We start from the raw sequence: 14,627 nt of genomic DNA, 5'->3' as shown, positions 1-14,627 counted from the left end.
GCGAGACTGCTCATTTCGATGCAGCCACCGCCGCCCTCTCGTCCAGCTGCGCCCACCTGCCGTCCTTCACGACGAGGTTGACGCTCTTCACGCCGATGATCCGCCGCGTCTGCGCATCGAAGCTGGCCTTGCCGAAGATCACGCTGGGCACGTCCTTGATCTTGTAGAACGCATCGCGCACGGCCTTGCGGTCGGCATTGGGGCCTGCCTGGCGCAGCGCGGCGGCTGCGTACACCACCGCGTCGTAGGCGTAGGCGTTGAAGGCGTCGGGCTCCTTGCCGTACTTGGCGCGGAAGCTCTTCACGAAGTCCTGCACCTCGGCGCGCGGCTCGTCGGGATAGAACGCGGTGTTGGTGTAGATGCCGTTCACCGCCGCGCCGCCGAGCTCGATGAACTTCGGCGAATACACCGAGCCCACCGCGGCGATGGGCTGCTTCAGCCCCACGCTGCGCACCTGGCCCGCGATGAGAGCGCCGTCGGGGTAGTAGGAGATGAGCACCAGCCCGTCGGGGTTGGCGTCGCGCACGCGCACCAGGGTCGAGCGGAAGTCTTTTTCGTCGGGCTGGTAGCCCTCGGCGATGGCGACCTGCGCGCCGCGCTCCTGCGCGGCCTTCACGAGCACGTCCTTGCTGGTGCGGCCCCAGTCGGTGTTCAGATACAGCACGGCGATGCGCTTGAAGCCCAGCGTCTTCACCGCGAGCTCGGCCAGCAGTGGCTGCGCGTCGGCCTGGCTGATGGAGGGGCTCCAGATGTAGTCGCCGCCCTTGGTGAAGTCGGGGTGCGAGTTGGTGAAGCCCAGCTGCACCAGGCCCGCGCGCTGGTAGATGGGCGAGGCGGCCATCGAGGCCGGGCTGGAGAAGTCGCCGAGCTCGATGAGCACGCGCTTGTCGTTCACCAGCTTCTGCGCGATGGCCACCGACTGGCGCGGGTCGCTCTGGCTGTCTTCGAAGTTGTAGGCCAGCGGACGGCCGTGGATGCCGCCCTGCGCGTTGATGTGCTCCAGCGCGAGGTCGAAGCCGGCCTTCCACTGCGCACCGTACTGCGCGTTCTGTCCGGTGACGGGCCCGCTCACGCCGAACCACACCGGCTCGCCGGTGGCAGGTGCGGCCAATGCGGCAAAAGGCACGACCAGCAGGGCCATGGAGAGTGCGGTCACATGACGCAGGAAGCGGTGGCGGTTCAAGAGCAGCGGCATGGTGTCGTTCGGGTCCGGTGATGGATGGGAGAGGTGCGGGGAGCCAGTCATTCTTCGCCCGCGCTCCACACCGGGGAACGAACAAAAACGGGGAGGCTTATGCGCTTTCCGAGCAAAGGGACAAGCGCTCGCGCGGCTTCGGGCTGCGTTTAAGCTGCGCGCCACATGAAGCGACGACACCTTCTCCATCTGCTGGCGGGCGTATCCGCTGCGAGCCTCCTGGCGGCATGCGGCAGGCGCAAGCCCTCGACGGCGGCGCTGAAGTCCGGAGCCCACGTGCTGGCCCTGGGCGACAGCCTGACCTTCGGCTACGGCGCGCCGCCCGAGGCGTCATGGCCGGTGAAGCTGGGCGAGCTCACTGGCTGGCAGGTCGAGAACGCGGGCGTCAACGGCGACACCTCGGCGGGCGCGCTGCAGCGCCTGCCAGGTCTGCTGGGCGGCGCGAGCTACGACGCGATCCTGATCGGCATCGGCGGCAACGACATGCTGCGTGGCGTGTCGGCCGCATCCACGCGCGACAACCTCGTGGAGCTCGTCACCCAGGCGCGCGCGCACACGCCCTACGTGGCCGTGCTGGCGACGCCCGCGCCCGACGCGATGCGCGCGGCGGTGGGGTCGCTCAGCGATGCGCCGTTCTACGAAGAGGTGGCGAAGGCGCAGCAGGCGCTGCTGGTCGCCAACGTGTATTCGAGCGTGCTCTCGGATTCGTCGCTGCGCTCCGACCGCATCCATGCGAATGCGCGAGGCTACGAGACGGTCGCGCAGCTCCTGGCGGATCAGCTCAAGTCCGCTGGCTGGCGTTGAGCAGGTCGACGTAGGCGCCCTGCACCAGCTGATCGGTGCGCACGCCCAATTGCGCCATGAGTGCATGCGCCTCGGCGATGCCGGCCTCGGCCGACTCGCCCTCCTCCAACACCACTTCGAGCTCGAGGAATTCGCCAAGCCCTTCCACGCGATCGAGGTGGATGCGCGTGCGGCCCGCGAGGAACAGCCGGCGCTGCTTGCGCACCCGGCCCGCCTGGCCCCAGGCGAGCGTGAGCGATTCGCGCAGCACGTCGGGCGTGGCGCAGGGCGTGATCAGGTAGAACAATTCCTTCGGACCGCTGCTGTTGGCGCGACGATAGAAGATCAGCTCCGCGCGGTCGGGCGCGAAGGTGCGCAGCTTGAGGCGGTCGGCGCCGTCGGTGCAGCGGAAGAAGATGTCGTCCTGGGCGATCTCGATGGGGCCCTTGTCGGCCAGTGTCGCAGCGATGGCTGCAACGCGTTCCACGCTGTCGATGCGGGCCTTGATCTCTATGTTTCTAGACATCTCGGGAAGCTCAAGGCGCGCTGCCTTGCGGGCCCACGGACGGCGGTGCAGCGCGTCCGCTCGATCCTGGCGAGAGCTTGCGCCCGAAGGCCTCGCCCACCCGGCGCACGGGCCGGCTGGCCTTTTCCGACACGTTGTTGACGCCGCGCCGCGTAGCCGCGTCGGCGCGGTCGATGCTGCGGCCGGCGGCGTTGGTGCCGCGCTGCACGCTGCCCACCACCTTGCCGCCGCGCGAGGGTTGCTTGAGCGTATGGGCGCGCTGCGCCTTCGGCGGGTTGTCGGCACTCTGGGCCTGCGCGAGACCGGGCAGGCACAGCATGGCGGACATAGCCACGGCAAGCGACGCGTGGAAAGAGAAGGAAAGTTTCATGGAGCCTCCTTGGTGTCTGTGTCTTCCGCTGCCACAGCGGCAGCACGCGCCATGCGCTCGCTCTTCCAGTAGACGTCGTCGCCGCCGTCCATGCGGTTGAGCACGCGCGCGAGCACGAAGAGCAGGTCGCTGAGCCGGTTGAGGTATTGGCGCAGCGCGTCGTTGAGTTGTTCGACGGCGCCCAGCGCCACCACGGCACGCTCGGCCCTGCGCGCCACCGTACGGCACACATGCGCGAGCGAGGCCGCGCGTGTGCCGGCGGGAAGGATGAATTCGGCCAGGCGCGGCAGCGCTGCGTTGTGTTCGGCAAGTGCGTTGTCCAGCTGCAGCAGGGCCTCGGACTTCAGCAGCGTGAAGCCCGGCATGGAGAGTTCGCCGCCGAGGTTGAAGAGCTGGTGCTGCACGTCGACCAGCAGCTCGCGCACGGGCTCCGGCATGGGCTCGCACAGCAGCACGCCGATGTTCGAGTTGAGTTCGTCCACGTCGCCCATCGCGTGCACGCGCAGGTTGTCCTTCGACACGCGCGTGTTGTCGCCGAGGCCAGTGGTGCCGTCGTCGCCGGTGCGGGTGGCGATCTGGGAAAGTCGGTTGCCCATGGGCGCTCCTGCTTCTTTCTTACTGCGCGACGGTCGACGCGTCGATCTTGCCCGCCAGCCATTGCAGACCGGCGAGGTGCTGCTGGTCATGGCTGCAGAGGTAGTGGATGAGGCTGCGCATCGTGAGCGGGCCGTAGCCTTCGAACACTGCCGTGCGCGCGAGCTGCGCGTCGCTCAGGCTGGAGATGATCTCCATCGTCTGCGCGCGCGCCATGCGGAAATCGGCCAGCACCTGCGCCGCATCGGCCGCGCCGTAGTTGCGCTCGATGGCCAGCGGCTCGCTGTCGATGGATGCGAGCGTGGGATGCGATTCGGCCAGCGTGCGCCGGAAGCGCACGTGGTAGCCCTCGATCTCGATGTCGCGCACATGGCAGAGCTGCTCGATGGCGGTGAAGGCCTCGCTGGGCACGCCTTCCCATGAAGGCGGCGTCCAGTGCCTGAAGGCGAAGGGAATGGCCGCGTAGTGGGCCTCCAGCTGCGAGGGGAAGGCCGCAAGGGCGCTGAGTGTGGTGGGGTTCATGTTTTTCCGAAGCGCATTATGGTGCTCGCTCCGTAGAATGGCCGATCACCCCCACCCCGCCAGGAGACAGCCGATGAACGCCCCGACCCAAACCTCGCACCTGATGCCGGAGCTTCATCTGCGCGACGTGCCCGACAGCCTGATCGAGGCGCTGAAGGCACGCTTCGGCGCCAACTGTTCCACGGCGATGGCGGTGCGCACGCAGCACGGGCGCGACGAGTCTTCCTTCGACGCGCCGCCCCCCTCCGCCGTGGTGTTCGCCGAGAGCACGCAGGATGTTGCAGACGCGGTGAAGCTCGCGAGCGAGCACAGCGTGCCGGTCATCCCCTTCGGCGTGGGCTCCTCGCTCGAAGGCCACCTGCTGGCGGTGCAGGGCGGCATCAGCATCGACGTCTCGCGCATGAACAAGGTGCTGTCGGTGAATGCCGACGACCTCACGGTGACGGTGCAGCCCGGCGTCACGCGCAAGCAGCTCAACGAAGAGATCAAGAGCACGGGCCTTTTCTTCCCCATCGACCCGGGTGCCGACGCATCCATCGGCGGCATGACGGCCACGCGCGCCAGCGGCACGAACGCGGTGCGCTACGGCACGATGCGCGAGAACGTGCTGGCGCTCGAGGTGGTGACGGCCGCGGGCGACGTCATCCGCACCGGCACGCGCGCGAAGAAGTCGTCGGCCGGCTACGACCTCACGCGCCTCATGGTGGGCAGCGAAGGCACGCTGGGCGTGGTCACCGAGATCACGCTGCGCATCTACCCGCTGCCTGAGGCGGTGTCCGCGGCGATCTGCTCGTTCCCGAGCATCGAGGCCGCGGTGCGCACCACCATCGAAACCATCCAGCTCGGCGTGCCGATCGCGCGCGTGGAGCTGATCGACGTGAACACGGTGCGCATGGTGAACGCCTACGCCAAGCTCAACCTGCGCGAGGAACCGATGCTGCTGATGGAGTTCCACGGCTCGCCCGCCGGCGTGAAGGAGCAGGCCGAGACGGTGCAGGAAATCGCGAGCGGCCATGGCGGCAATGCCTTCGAATGGGCGAGCACGCCGGAAGAGCGCACGCGCCTGTGGACGGCGCGGCACAACAGTTACTTCGCGGCGGTGCAGTCGCGTCCCGGCTGCCGCGTGATCTCGACCGACACCTGCGTGCCGATCTCGCGCCTGGCCGACTGCCTGCTCGACTCGGTGGCCGAGGCCGATGCCAGCGGCATCCCCTACTTCCTCGTCGGCCACGTGGGCGACGGCAACTTCCACTTCGGCTACCTGCTCGACCCGAACATCCCCGAGGAGCGCGTGAAGGCCGAGGAGCTGAACCACGCGCTGGTGAGCCGCGCGCTGGCGCTCGAAGGCACCTGCACCGGCGAGCACGGCGTGGGACTGCACAAGATGGAGTTCCTGGTGAACGAGGCTGGCGCGGGCGCCATCGACATGATGCGCACGATCAAGCGCGCGCTCGACCCGAAGAACATCATGAATCCGGGGAAGATCTTCAGCCTCTGATTCCGCTCAGCACTCAACGAAAAAGCCCGGGGCTCTTGCGAGCCGCCGGGCTTTTTGTTGTGCGATGACCGATCGATCGATCAGTTGCTGCGGCGACGGGCTGGTGCCTTCTCTGCCGGCACGTAGGTCTGCGAGGGTGCCGCACCACCGTCCACGCCCAGGCGGCCGCCGCCGCCGAGGCCCTGGCCGCGCACGGTCTGCGCCTTGTAGTTGCGCAGCGAGCGGACCATCTGGTTGAAGGCGTCCATGAAGGCCGCGGCGATCACCTTGCCCTGGGCGGTGTTGGTGTAGCCACCGAGGCCGCCGCCCGCGCTGCGACCAGCGAGTGCACCGAAGGCGCCGAAGTCGGTCTTGGAGGCGCTGCCTTCGGAAGCGGCGACCTGCACACCGGAGCGGTTGTCGATCAGGGTCAACATCGCGCTGGCTTCCTTGGTCTGCATGCTGCCGCCCAGGGCAGCGAGCGCACGGCCACGGCCGCCACCCACCAGGCCGCCGAGCGCGCCGCCGACGCCGCCAGCGTCGCTGTTGCTGAACACGATTTCGGGCGACAGGCCGTAATCGGAAGCGACCATCTGGCCGCGGCCGAAGTTGCTGCCGCCGCGCATTTCGCCCGACTGCATCAGCGCGCGTTCGCGCGTCATGGCATTCATGCCTGCAGCGCCGCGTTCGACCACGATGAAGCAGTTCGATTGCTGCACCAGCAGGCGCAGCAGGTTGGCAGTGGGAGGCAGGCGGTATTCGCCGGTGAGGATGGTGTACCAGCCCGCGTTCTGGTTCTCGATCAGGGAGACGGTGCCGAGCGGCGATTCGCAGCGCTCGAGCTGGCTGCTGGCGTTGTCGGTGGCGCCACCCGCCGCGCTGCCGGTGGCCATGGTCTTGGCCGACTGGCTGCCCATTTGCATGTCGGTCGCGGCGCAACCGGTGAGAAGAAGTGCGCCGGCGGCGATGGCCGCGAGCGGAAACCTGGTGAGCTGCATGGTGGACTACTCCCTCTGTTTGTTCAGAGAACTGGGGTTGGAAAAACCAGCGGTCGAGGATACGCGCAAAGGATTGCAGGAATCAATCAAACGAATGCCGGAGCCCTGATTCACAACACTAGGCCGTTCGGCGGATGCGTTCGATCAGTCCGTTGAGCGCCTCGATGGAGCCGAAGTGGATCGCGAGCTCGCCGCTTTCCTCGACGCGGCCGCCGCGCTTGGTGCGCTTCTTGATGCGGACCTCGACCTCGGCCGTGAGCAGGTCGGCCAGTTCTTCTTCCACGCGCAGCAGGTCGCGCGACTTCTCGCCATCATTGCTGCGGCGCGAAGGCGTGAGCGTGAACTCGGCCGCGAGCTTCTTCACCAGCGACTCGGCCTCGCGCACCGACATCTTCTTGGCCGCGATCTGGTTGGCGGCCGTGATCTGGGTGCCGCGGTCGAGCGACAGCAACGCGCGGGCGTGGCCCATGTCGATGTCGCCGGCCATCAGCATCTGCTGCGCGGGCTCGGCCAGGTTCAGCAGGCGCAGCAGGTTGCTGGCCGCACTGCGCGAGCGGCCCACGGCTTGCGCGGCCTGCTCGTGAGTGAGCCCAAACTCGGTCACCAGGCGTTGCAAACCTTGGGCCTCTTCGAGCGGATTGAGATCCTCGCGCTGGATGTTCTCGATGAGCGACATCGCCGCAGCGGCCTCGTTGGGCACGTCGCGCACCAGCACCGGCACGCTGTCGAGGCCGGCGAGCTTCGCGGCACGGAAGCGCCGCTCGCCCGCGATGATTTCGTACTCGGCGTTCTTGGCCGCCGCCGAGTCGGGATCGAGCCGGCGCACCAGGATCGGCTGCATGATGCCCTGCACCTTGATGCTCTCGGCCAGCTCGTAGAGCGCGCCCTCGTCCATGCGCGTGCGCGGCTGGTAGACGCCGGCGACCATCTGGTCGAGCATCAGCGTGCTCGGGTTGCGTTGCGCGCCGCCCTCCTCCGCATCGTTGACGCTGCCACTGCCGCCGCTTGTGTTGTCGGCGGATGGGGCGGCCGTCGGGCCCAGCAGCGCTTCGAGGCCGCGGCCCAGTCCCTTGGGTTTCTTGGTCGCCATCAGTTCTTTTCTTTCGAGATTTCGTTCAGGAGTTTCCGGCCCTCGGGCCAGTCGCCCAGGCCCGATTCGGCATTCAGATGACCGCCCGCGCCGGCATCGACGAAGCGCGCACCCCAGTCGGCGGCAAGCTGGCGGGAGCGCGAAGCTTCGCAGTAAGGGTCGTCGTTGGCGGCGATCAGCACCGCCGGGAACGGCAGCGGCTCGCGCACGATGGGCGCCCAGCCGGGAATCTGCTGGCGCAGGTTGTCGCTCTCCACGTCTCCGGGTGCGACCAGCAGCGCGCCGCGCACCTTGTGCGTGTTGCGCGAATGCGCGGCCCAGGCGGCAACGAGGATGCAGCCCAGGCTGTGCGCCGCGAAGACCACCTGGCCGGGCGACGCCAGCACTTCTTCTTCGAGCCGCGCGGACCAGTCGCCACGCAGCGGGCGCATCCACTCGTGCTGCTCGACGCGGTGATCGCCATGGACCGATTCCCAGCGGGTCTGCCAATGGCCGGGGCCGCTGTTCTGCCAACCGGGCAACAGCAGGATGCGAGGCTCTGTCATTTGCTACGGATTTGATAGCATCCTGCGGGTCGCATGCGGCCGTCAGGCATTGTTCTCACTTGTCGAGTCGGTAGCCGGCGCGGCTGCCGGCGCCATGACGTCGTCGGGAATCGGCAGGTCCGGCGTAATCCGCGCAACCGGTGCGATCGGCGGAGCCACCGCGCCGGAGGCAAAGGCGCTCGCGGGCGGCATCTTGTCGACCAGTTCCTGCGCAAAGGCGATGAAGGCCTGGCTGCCGCGCGCGGCCGGGTCGAACACCACGCCGGGCAGCCCGTAGCTTGGCGCCTCGGCCAGCCGTACGTTGCGCGGGATGACGGTGTCGAACACCTTGTCGCCGAAGTGGGACTTGAGCTGCTCGCTCACCTGCTGCTGCAGCGTGATGCGCGGATCGAACATCACGCGCAGCAGGCCGATGATCTGCAGGTTCTTGTTGAGGTTGGCGTGCACCTGCTTAATGGTGTTGACCAGGTCGGTCAGGCCTTCGAGCGCGAAGTACTCGCACTGCATCGGCACGATCACGCCGTGAGCGGCGCACAGCCCGTTCAGCGTCAGCAGGCTCAGGCTGGGCGGGCAGTCGATCAGCACGAAGTCGTACTCGGCACCGACGGCTGCCAGCGCGGTGCGCAGGCGCTTCTCGCGGCGGTCGAGCGCAACCATTTCGACTTCGGCACCTGCCAACTCGCGGTTGGCGCCCAGCACGTCGTAGCCGCAACCGCCTTCCACCAGCTTGTCGGCCTTGACCCGCGCCTCGGCCACCGAGGCCGATTCGAGCAGCACGTCGTACACCGTCAACTCCAGCTCGCGCTTGTCGATGCCCGAACCCATGGTGGCATTGCCCTGCGGGTCGAGGTCGATCATCAGCACGCGCTGGCCTACCTTTGCCAGACCGGCGGCGAGATTGACGGTGGTGGTGGTCTTGCCGACGCCGCCCTTCTGGTTGGCGATGCAGAAAATCTTGGCCATGTGAGTACCGGGGGTCGATCGATCAGCGCGAGATTGCGAGCTTGACGCCGAAGGCGATCAGGAAGCTGCCGGCAAGCTTTTCGAGCGTGGTGGAAATGCGGGGATTCGCGCGGATGCGCTCGGCCAGGAAGTGCGTGAGCAACGTCGAGGTCAGGCCGTACAGGAAGGTCAGCGCGGCGATGGTCACGGCCATCGCGCCGAAAGTGATCACGCCCTGATGCCGGGCCGGGTCCACGAACAGCGGGAAGAAGGCCATGTAGAACACGATCGCCTTCGGATTCAGCAGCGTGATCGTGAATGCCTGGCGCATGAAGTGGCTGGGCTTGATGTTGAGGATCGGGGCCGAGCCGGGCTTCGCCATCAGCATCTTGATGCCCATCCAGGCCAGATAGGCTGCGCCCAGCCATTGCACTGCCTTGAACGCAGCCGGGTAGGCAGCCATGACGGCCGACACGCCGGCCACCGCTGCCCAGAGGAGGAACTGGTCGCCGACGATCACTCCGGCCGTCGCGGCGAGACCGCCACGGATGCCGCCCTTGCTCGTCGAGGTGATCAGCGCCAGATTGCCCGGGCCGGGAATCAAGAGGAACAGGATGATGGCGGCGACGAATGCGCCGTAGTCAGCGATGCCGAACATGGGTTTGCCTCGAAAAAGCGAGCCAGGAAGGAGACCAGAGGGAGGCATCGAGTCTAAGCGAGCACACTGCCGCGAAGATCGTTCGGACACCGGCTTTTACCGGTGTCGCCCCCTCTTTTCGTGAATCAGGCGCTGATTTCGGCGGGAGCCTTGCGTGCCCAGACAATGCAGCGCTCGGCATCCAAGCCCGGAACCGTCAGTTGTTCCACGTGAAACACAGACACGCCCTTGGGCAATACAGCGAGTTCGTCGACCGGCACCTTGCCCTTCATGGCGAGCCAAACACCGCCGGGTGCGAGCAGATTCATCGAGCCGTTGAAGAAATCGGGCAGCGACGCGAAGGCGCGGGAACTGATGATTTCATAGCTGCCGACCAGCGATTCGACCCGGGCATGCAGCCCGCGAAGGTTCGGCAGTTCCAGTTCAGCTGCGACCTGCTGGACAAAGGCGGCCTTCTTGGCCACCGCATCAAGGCAACTCACTTCAAGATCGGGTCGCATGATCGCGATCACCACCCCAGGCAAGCCGCCACCGGAACCTACATCCAGCAGCTTCCCCTTCCCTGCCCATTCGCGCCGCAGCGGCGCGACCGCCGCGAGACTGTCGAGCAGGTGGTGCGTCAGCACGCTGGCCGGATCGCGCAGTGCCGTGAGGTTGTAGACCTTGTTCCACTTGAGCATCAGCGTGCCGTAGGCCAGCAGCCGCTCGGCTTGGGAATCGGACAGCGCCACGCCCATGTCGGCTGCGCCTGCGCGCAGCGTGTCGATCGGCGCCGTCATTCGGCGGCAGCTTCCGTTGCAGCGTCGCGGGCAAAGGCCTTATGGCCGCCCTTTCGCAGATGGATCATCAGCAGGGAAATGGCAGCCGGCGTCACACCGGAGATGCGCGAAGCCAGTCCCAGCGTTTCCGGCCGGTGCTTGTTGAGCTTCTGTCGCACCTCGAAGCTCAGCGCCTTGACCTGGCTGTAGTCGAAATCGGCCGGGAGCTTCAGATTCTCGAAGTGCGCCGCGCGCTCCACTTCGTCATGCTGGCGCTCGATGTATCCGGAGTACTTGGCTGAGATCTCGATCTGCTCGATCTCGGTCTCGCTCAGCGGAGCCTGGGCGCTGTATTTGCCGCCATCGAGCGTCATCAACGTTTCGTAGCTCACATCGGGCCGACGCAACAAGTCAGCCAGGTTGTATTCGTGGTCGATGGCCTTGCCCAGCACCCGCTCCGATTCCGAAGCCGGCAGGTTGCGCGGGTTCACCCAGATCGACTTGAGGCGTTCTGTTTCACGTGAAACAGCGTCGCGCTTTCGGCTGAAGGCGTCCCAGCGCTCGTCGTCCACCAGGCCCAGCTTTCGTCCGATTTCCGTCAGGCGCATATCGGCGTTGTCCTCGCGCAGCTGCAGCCGGAACTCGGCGCGGCTGGTGAACATGCGGTATGGCTCGGTCACTCCCTTGGTGATGAGGTCATCAACAAGCACGCCCAGATAGGCTTCGTCGCGGCGCGGCAGCCAAGCGTCTTCGCCGCGGCATTGCAGCGCGGCGTTGATGCCGGCGAACAGACCCTGAGCCGCCGCCTCTTCGTAGCCGGTCGTGCCGTTGATCTGCCCGGCAAAGAACAGTCCCTTGACCGAGCGTGTCTCGAAACTGCTCTTGAGCTCGCGCGGATCGAAGTAGTCGTATTCGATGGCATAGCCAGGCCGCAGGATGTGTGCGTTCTCCAGCCCGGGCATCGAGCGCACGAGCTGGTACTGGATGTCGAAGGGCAGGCTGGTCGAGATCCCGTTCGGGTAGTACTCGTTGGTCGTCAGCCCTTCGGGCTCGAGGAAGATCTGGTGGCTTTCCTTGTCGGCGAAGCGGTTGATCTTGTCCTCCACGCTCGGGCAGTAGCGCGGCCCCACGCCATCGATCTTGCCGGTGAACATCGGGCTGCGGTCGAAGCCCGAACGGATGATCTCGTGCGTGCGCGCATTGGTATGGGTGATCCAGCAGGGCATCTGCTGCGGGTGCATGTCGGCGCGCCCCATGAAGCTGAAGACCGGCATCGGCCCTGCCCCACCGGGCATGCCGTCACCCGGCTGCTCGGTGCATTTGGAGAAATCGATGCTGCGCCCGTCGAGCCGCGGCGGCGTGCCGGTCTTGAGCCGGCCCTGCGGCAGCTTCAGTTCCTTGAGCCGCGCAGAAAGGCTGACCGCCGGCGGATCGCCCGCGCGGCCGGCCTGGTAGTTGTCGAGGCCGACGTGGATGCGCCCGTCGAGGAAAGTGCCCGCAGTCAGCACCACGGTCCGCGCACGGAAAGCGATGCCGACCTGCGTGACGGCGCCGACCACGCGATCGCCCTCCACCATCAGGTCGTCGACCGCCTGCTGGAACAGGCTCAGGTTCGGCTGGTTCTCCAGCCTGCGGCGAATGGCCGCCTTGTACAGGACACGGTCCGCCTGGGCGCGGGTCGCGCGCACGGCCGGGCCCTTGCTCGAATTGAGGATGCGGAACTGGATGCCGGCCTCGTCGGTCGCGATCGCCATCGCACCGCCGAGGGCGTCCACCTCCTTCACCAGGTGGCCCTTGCCGATGCCGCCGATCGACGGGTTGCAGCTCATCTGCCCCAGCGTCTCGATGTTGTGGGAGAGCAGCAGCGTCTTGGCGCCCATGCGTGCAGCGGCGAGCGCGGCTTCGGTGCCGGCATGGCCACCGCCGACGACGATCACGTCGAATTCTTCGGGGTACAGCATTTGAAAATGGGGAGCGCACAACTGACGCGTGCGCGGCGCAAAAAGGGGCACCAATTTTAATCGGCGCGACCCTCTTGCGTCCCTTGTGTGGATAAGCTTGGAGAGCGACGCCTAAGGGCTGCTTCCAAGGCCGTCGCTTGATAGTTTGCTATATTTTTTATAGCAAATGAATCCGTCAGGCCGCGGCTTCGTCGACCTGTCCCAAAGGCACCGGCTTCTCGATGCCCATCACCTCGCCGGTGGGCGAAGGCGGCATCGACGGCTGCAGGCTCTCGTCCTGCAGCTCGCGCACGACGAGCTTCTTCCCGGTCATCCGCACGTCGCCGAAGATCGTGCAGAAGGCCACGTCCTTCGCGTCGCGCCCCGTACCCACGCGCACCAGCCGGTCGACCGGCGCCATGCGGGTCGGATCGAACAGCACCCAGCGCCCGCCCAGCCACGCCTCGAACACGGCATGGAAATCCTGCGGAGGCTCGTCGAACCACACGTAGCCGACCACCAACCGCGCCGGAATGTTCAGCGCGCGGCAGAAGGTGATGCCCAGGTGCGCGAAGTCGCGGCACACCCCCGCGCGTTCCACGAACACCTCGCGCGCGGTAGTGGTCGAGTCGCTGCTGCCCGGCTCGTAGGTGATGCTGTCGTGGATCCAGTCGACGATGGCCTGCACCCGGCCGATGCCGGGCGGCAGGTCGCCGAAGAGCTGCTGGGCACAGCGCGACATCAGGTCCGATTCGCAGTAGCGCGTCGGCATCATGTAGTGCAGCACCTCGTCGGGCACCTCGGTCACCGGCATCTCGGCCAGGTCGTTCGGCACCACCACGTGAGCGCGCCTCACGCTGGCCTTGTAGGCGATCTTCAGCGGCCCCGGCTTCGCATCGAAACGGACGAAGCGGTTGCCGCTTCCCTCGTCGCAGAAAAGCCGCAAAGGCGTCGGCGGCTCCACGACCAGTTCCTCCCCGACCACGCTCTGCATGCCCGAGCGCGCTGCTTCGATGTTCAGCAGCATGTGCGCCGGGGCGGCAACTTCGTAGTCGAGCTGCGCCTCGATGTGCGAGAGGTGCATCAGTCGATCGCTTTTTTCACCGCGCCCACGCCCAGGACCGCCAGCACCACGAACAGCAGCGCCAGCACCAGGAACAGGCCGAACAGGAACTTGGCGATGCCGGCCGCACCCGCCGCGATGCCGCCGAAGCCGAGCAGCGCGGCCACGAGCGAGATGACTGCAAAAATGATGGCGTACTTCAACATGCGTTTCTCCTTGCAGCAGGCCCTGCCCGCCGTGGAACGCAGCTTAGGAAGCGCCGTCTTCCAGCCCGATAGTCGCCCCGCGCGTGCGGCCGTAGGACAAAAACGCGACGCCTCCAAACCCGCTAGCATCCGCTGCGGTTTACCCAAAGAATCCAACCAACCTCGACATTCACTGGAGTTCTCGAATGAAGCTGTACTACTCGCCCGGCGCCTGCTCGCTGTCCCCCCACATCGCGCTGCATGAAGCGGGCATCGCCGCCGAACCCGTGCTGGCCAGCACCAAGAGCCACAAGCTGCAGGACGGCACCGACTACTACGGCATCAACCCGCTGGGCTACGTGCCGATGCTCGAACTCGACGACGGCACCCGCCTGCGCGAAGGCCCCGCCATCCTCCAGTACATCGCCGACCTCGCCCCCACCAAGAACCTCGCGCCGGCCGCCGGCACCATGCAGCGCTACCGCCTGCAGGAATGGCTGACCTTCATCGGCACCGAAGTGCACAAGGGCTTCAGCCCGCTGTTCAACCCGAACATGCCCGAGGAAGCCAAGACCATCTTCAAGGACAAGCTCAAGTCGCGCTTCCAGTGGCTCGACGGCGAACTCGCCAGCAAGGAATACCTGATGGGCGATCACTTCAGCGTGGCCGACGGCTACCTGTTCACCGTGACCAACTGGACCAAGCCCACGGGCGTGGACATCTCCGACTTCCCCAATCTGCTGGCCTGGCATGCCCGCGTGGGTGCCCGCCCCGCCGTGCAGGAAGCGATGAAGGCCGAAGGTCTTCTGAAGTAAGCCGAAGCACGCCAAAGCGTGCAGAAGCAGCAGCGCGCGGATCTGGCTCTTTCAGGGAAAACCCGAACCGCTTCAGCCACAAGCCGCACGATGCGGCTTTTTTTTCGGGCCACGCTAGAGGCAGTAGAGAACAACGCCTCCGGACACCGAAGCACAAGGACCCGCG

17 protein-coding genes are annotated in these 14,627 nt (G+C 66.5%); 3 read left to right on the top strand and 14 right to left on the bottom strand.

Translation table 11 applies throughout. From position 1 onward, the window contains the following. Window positions 1–10: 10 nt before the first annotated feature. Window positions 11–1,195, bottom strand: coding sequence for an ABC transporter substrate-binding protein (locus ABL843_RS00390; RefSeq protein ID WP_418118611.1), 1,185 nt, complete (start codon window positions 1,193–1,195; stop codon window positions 11–13). Between the two features lie 165 nt (window positions 1,196–1,360). Between ABL843_RS00390 and ABL843_RS00385 the strand changes: the two genes are divergently transcribed. Then, window positions 1,361–1,999 (top strand): GDSL-type esterase/lipase family protein, encoded by a 639-nt coding sequence (locus ABL843_RS00385; protein ID WP_418118610.1) that lies wholly within the window; start codon window positions 1,361–1,363, stop codon window positions 1,997–1,999. Here the strand turns inward: ABL843_RS00385 and ABL843_RS00380 are convergent. Genes ABL843_RS00380 through ABL843_RS00365 form a run of 4 tightly spaced genes read right to left on the bottom strand, consistent with a single transcriptional unit; the run spans window position 1,977 to window position 3,990 of the window. Continuing rightward, window positions 1,977–2,504 (bottom strand): class IV adenylate cyclase, encoded by a 528-nt coding sequence (locus tag ABL843_RS00380; protein ID WP_418118609.1) that lies wholly within the window; start codon window positions 2,502–2,504, stop codon window positions 1,977–1,979. The two genes, ABL843_RS00385 and ABL843_RS00380, sit on opposite strands and share 23 nt — an antisense overlap. 10 nt (window positions 2,505–2,514) lie before the next feature. Then, entirely contained in the window at window positions 2,515–2,874 is a 360-nt protein-coding gene (locus ABL843_RS00375; protein ID WP_418118608.1) for a hypothetical protein, read from the bottom strand. Beyond that, window positions 2,871–3,470: a cob(I)yrinic acid a,c-diamide adenosyltransferase gene (locus tag ABL843_RS00370; protein ID WP_184639041.1), complete on the bottom strand. Its 600-nt coding sequence runs from the start codon at window positions 3,468–3,470 to the stop codon at window positions 2,871–2,873. The genes ABL843_RS00375 and ABL843_RS00370 overlap by 4 nt, the downstream gene beginning before the upstream one ends. A 19-nt stretch (window positions 3,471–3,489) precedes the next feature. Next, window positions 3,490–3,990: a DinB family protein gene (locus ABL843_RS00365; RefSeq protein WP_126020707.1), complete on the bottom strand. Its 501-nt coding sequence runs from the start codon at window positions 3,988–3,990 to the stop codon at window positions 3,490–3,492. A gap of 73 nt (window positions 3,991–4,063) precedes the next feature. Between ABL843_RS00365 and ABL843_RS00360 the strand changes: the two genes are divergently transcribed. Beyond that, the gene (locus ABL843_RS00360) at window positions 4,064–5,488 is read left to right on the top strand and encodes an FAD-binding oxidoreductase (protein ID WP_418118607.1); all 1,425 of its coding nucleotides are present in this window, start codon (window positions 4,064–4,066) and stop codon (window positions 5,486–5,488) included. A gap of 80 nt (window positions 5,489–5,568) precedes the next feature. Here ABL843_RS00360 and ABL843_RS00355 read toward each other — a convergent pair whose 3' ends face one another. The 9 genes from ABL843_RS00355 to ABL843_RS00315 all read right to left on the bottom strand — a co-directional run bounded on the left by ABL843_RS00355 (window position 5,569) and on the right by ABL843_RS00315 (window position 13,667). Further along, entirely contained in the window at window positions 5,569–6,465 is an 897-nt protein-coding gene (locus ABL843_RS00355; RefSeq protein WP_418118606.1) for a CsgG/HfaB family protein, read from the bottom strand. A 118-nt stretch (window positions 6,466–6,583) separates the two neighbouring features. Further along, window positions 6,584–7,555, bottom strand: coding sequence for a ParB/RepB/Spo0J family partition protein (locus tag ABL843_RS00350; RefSeq protein ID WP_418118605.1), 972 nt, complete (start codon window positions 7,553–7,555; stop codon window positions 6,584–6,586). Further along, the gene (locus ABL843_RS00345) at window positions 7,555–8,100 is read right to left on the bottom strand and encodes an RBBP9/YdeN family alpha/beta hydrolase (RefSeq protein WP_184639051.1); all 546 of its coding nucleotides are present in this window, start codon (window positions 8,098–8,100) and stop codon (window positions 7,555–7,557) included. Before ABL843_RS00345 ends, ABL843_RS00350 begins: the two co-directional genes overlap by 1 nt. A 42-nt stretch (window positions 8,101–8,142) precedes the next feature. Beyond that, a complete protein-coding gene (locus ABL843_RS00340) occupies window positions 8,143–9,063 on the bottom strand; it encodes a ParA family protein (protein ID WP_126020717.1) in 921 nt (306 codons plus the stop codon). Window positions 9,064–9,085: 22 nt separating this feature from the next. Continuing rightward, a complete protein-coding gene (locus ABL843_RS00335; RefSeq protein ID WP_369660187.1) occupies window positions 9,086–9,700 on the bottom strand; it encodes a LysE family transporter in 615 nt (204 codons plus the stop codon). A 125-nt stretch (window positions 9,701–9,825) separates the two neighbouring features. Beyond that, window positions 9,826–10,479, bottom strand: a complete 654-nt coding sequence (gene rsmG / locus ABL843_RS00330; protein ID WP_418118604.1) for a 16S rRNA (guanine(527)-N(7))-methyltransferase RsmG — start codon at window positions 10,477–10,479, stop codon at window positions 9,826–9,828. Further along, window positions 10,476–12,419, bottom strand: coding sequence for a tRNA uridine-5-carboxymethylaminomethyl(34) synthesis enzyme MnmG (gene mnmG / locus ABL843_RS00325; RefSeq protein ID WP_418118603.1), 1,944 nt, complete (start codon window positions 12,417–12,419; stop codon window positions 10,476–10,478). The genes rsmG and mnmG overlap by 4 nt, the downstream gene beginning before the upstream one ends. Window positions 12,420–12,594: 175 nt before the next feature. After that, the gene (locus ABL843_RS00320; RefSeq protein WP_126020726.1) at window positions 12,595–13,482 is read right to left on the bottom strand and encodes a transglutaminase-like domain-containing protein; all 888 of its coding nucleotides are present in this window, start codon (window positions 13,480–13,482) and stop codon (window positions 12,595–12,597) included. Further along, a complete protein-coding gene (locus ABL843_RS00315; protein WP_126020728.1) occupies window positions 13,482–13,667 on the bottom strand; it encodes a DUF1328 family protein in 186 nt (61 codons plus the stop codon). Before ABL843_RS00315 ends, ABL843_RS00320 begins: the two co-directional genes overlap by 1 nt. Window positions 13,668–13,852: 185 nt before the next feature. Here ABL843_RS00315 and gstA point away from each other — a divergent pair, with 185 nt between their 5' ends. Beyond that, the gene (gstA, locus tag ABL843_RS00310; RefSeq protein ID WP_418118602.1) at window positions 13,853–14,461 is read left to right on the top strand and encodes a glutathione transferase GstA; all 609 of its coding nucleotides are present in this window, start codon (window positions 13,853–13,855) and stop codon (window positions 14,459–14,461) included. Window positions 14,462–14,627 lie beyond the last annotated feature (166 nt).

Origin of the sequence: Variovorax sp. 350MFTsu5.1 (genome assembly GCF_048302515.1) — a bacterium.
In the GTDB taxonomy this organism is placed as follows: domain Bacteria; phylum Pseudomonadota; class Gammaproteobacteria; order Burkholderiales; family Burkholderiaceae_C; genus Variovorax; species Variovorax guangxiensis.
This window is presented reverse-complemented; position numbering and strand designations above follow the sequence as displayed.

Coding starts and splice junctions, on each gene's coding strand:
- rsmG (WP_418118604.1), bottom strand. CDS start 10,479: ATGACGGCGCCGATCGACACGCTGCGCGCAGGCGCAGCCGACATGGGC.
- gstA (WP_418118602.1), top strand. CDS start 13,853: ATGAAGCTGTACTACTCGCCCGGCGCCTGCTCGCTGTCCCCCCACATC.
- ABL843_RS00380 (WP_418118609.1), bottom strand. CDS start 2,504: ATGTCTAGAAACATAGAGATCAAGGCCCGCATCGACAGCGTGGAACGC.
- ABL843_RS00350 (WP_418118605.1), bottom strand. CDS start 7,555: ATGGCGACCAAGAAACCCAAGGGACTGGGCCGCGGCCTCGAAGCGCTG.
- ABL843_RS00385 (WP_418118610.1), top strand. CDS start 1,361: ATGAAGCGACGACACCTTCTCCATCTGCTGGCGGGCGTATCCGCTGCG.
- ABL843_RS00365 (WP_126020707.1), bottom strand. CDS start 3,990: ATGAACCCCACCACACTCAGCGCCCTTGCGGCCTTCCCCTCGCAGCTG.
- ABL843_RS00320 (WP_126020726.1), bottom strand. CDS start 13,482: ATGCACCTCTCGCACATCGAGGCGCAGCTCGACTACGAAGTTGCCGCC.
- ABL843_RS00340 (WP_126020717.1), bottom strand. CDS start 9,063: ATGGCCAAGATTTTCTGCATCGCCAACCAGAAGGGCGGCGTCGGCAAG.
- ABL843_RS00370 (WP_184639041.1), bottom strand. CDS start 3,470: ATGGGCAACCGACTTTCCCAGATCGCCACCCGCACCGGCGACGACGGC.
- ABL843_RS00360 (WP_418118607.1), top strand. CDS start 4,064: ATGAACGCCCCGACCCAAACCTCGCACCTGATGCCGGAGCTTCATCTG.
- ABL843_RS00315 (WP_126020728.1), bottom strand. CDS start 13,667: ATGTTGAAGTACGCCATCATTTTTGCAGTCATCTCGCTCGTGGCCGCG.
- mnmG (WP_418118603.1), bottom strand. CDS start 12,419: ATGCTGTACCCCGAAGAATTCGACGTGATCGTCGTCGGCGGTGGCCAT.
- ABL843_RS00335 (WP_369660187.1), bottom strand. CDS start 9,700: ATGTTCGGCATCGCTGACTACGGCGCATTCGTCGCCGCCATCATCCTG.
- ABL843_RS00345 (WP_184639051.1), bottom strand. CDS start 8,100: ATGACAGAGCCTCGCATCCTGCTGTTGCCCGGTTGGCAGAACAGCGGC.
- ABL843_RS00390 (WP_418118611.1), bottom strand. CDS start 1,195: ATGCCGCTGCTCTTGAACCGCCACCGCTTCCTGCGTCATGTGACCGCA.
- ABL843_RS00375 (WP_418118608.1), bottom strand. CDS start 2,874: ATGAAACTTTCCTTCTCTTTCCACGCGTCGCTTGCCGTGGCTATGTCC.
- ABL843_RS00355 (WP_418118606.1), bottom strand. CDS start 6,465: ATGCAGCTCACCAGGTTTCCGCTCGCGGCCATCGCCGCCGGCGCACTT.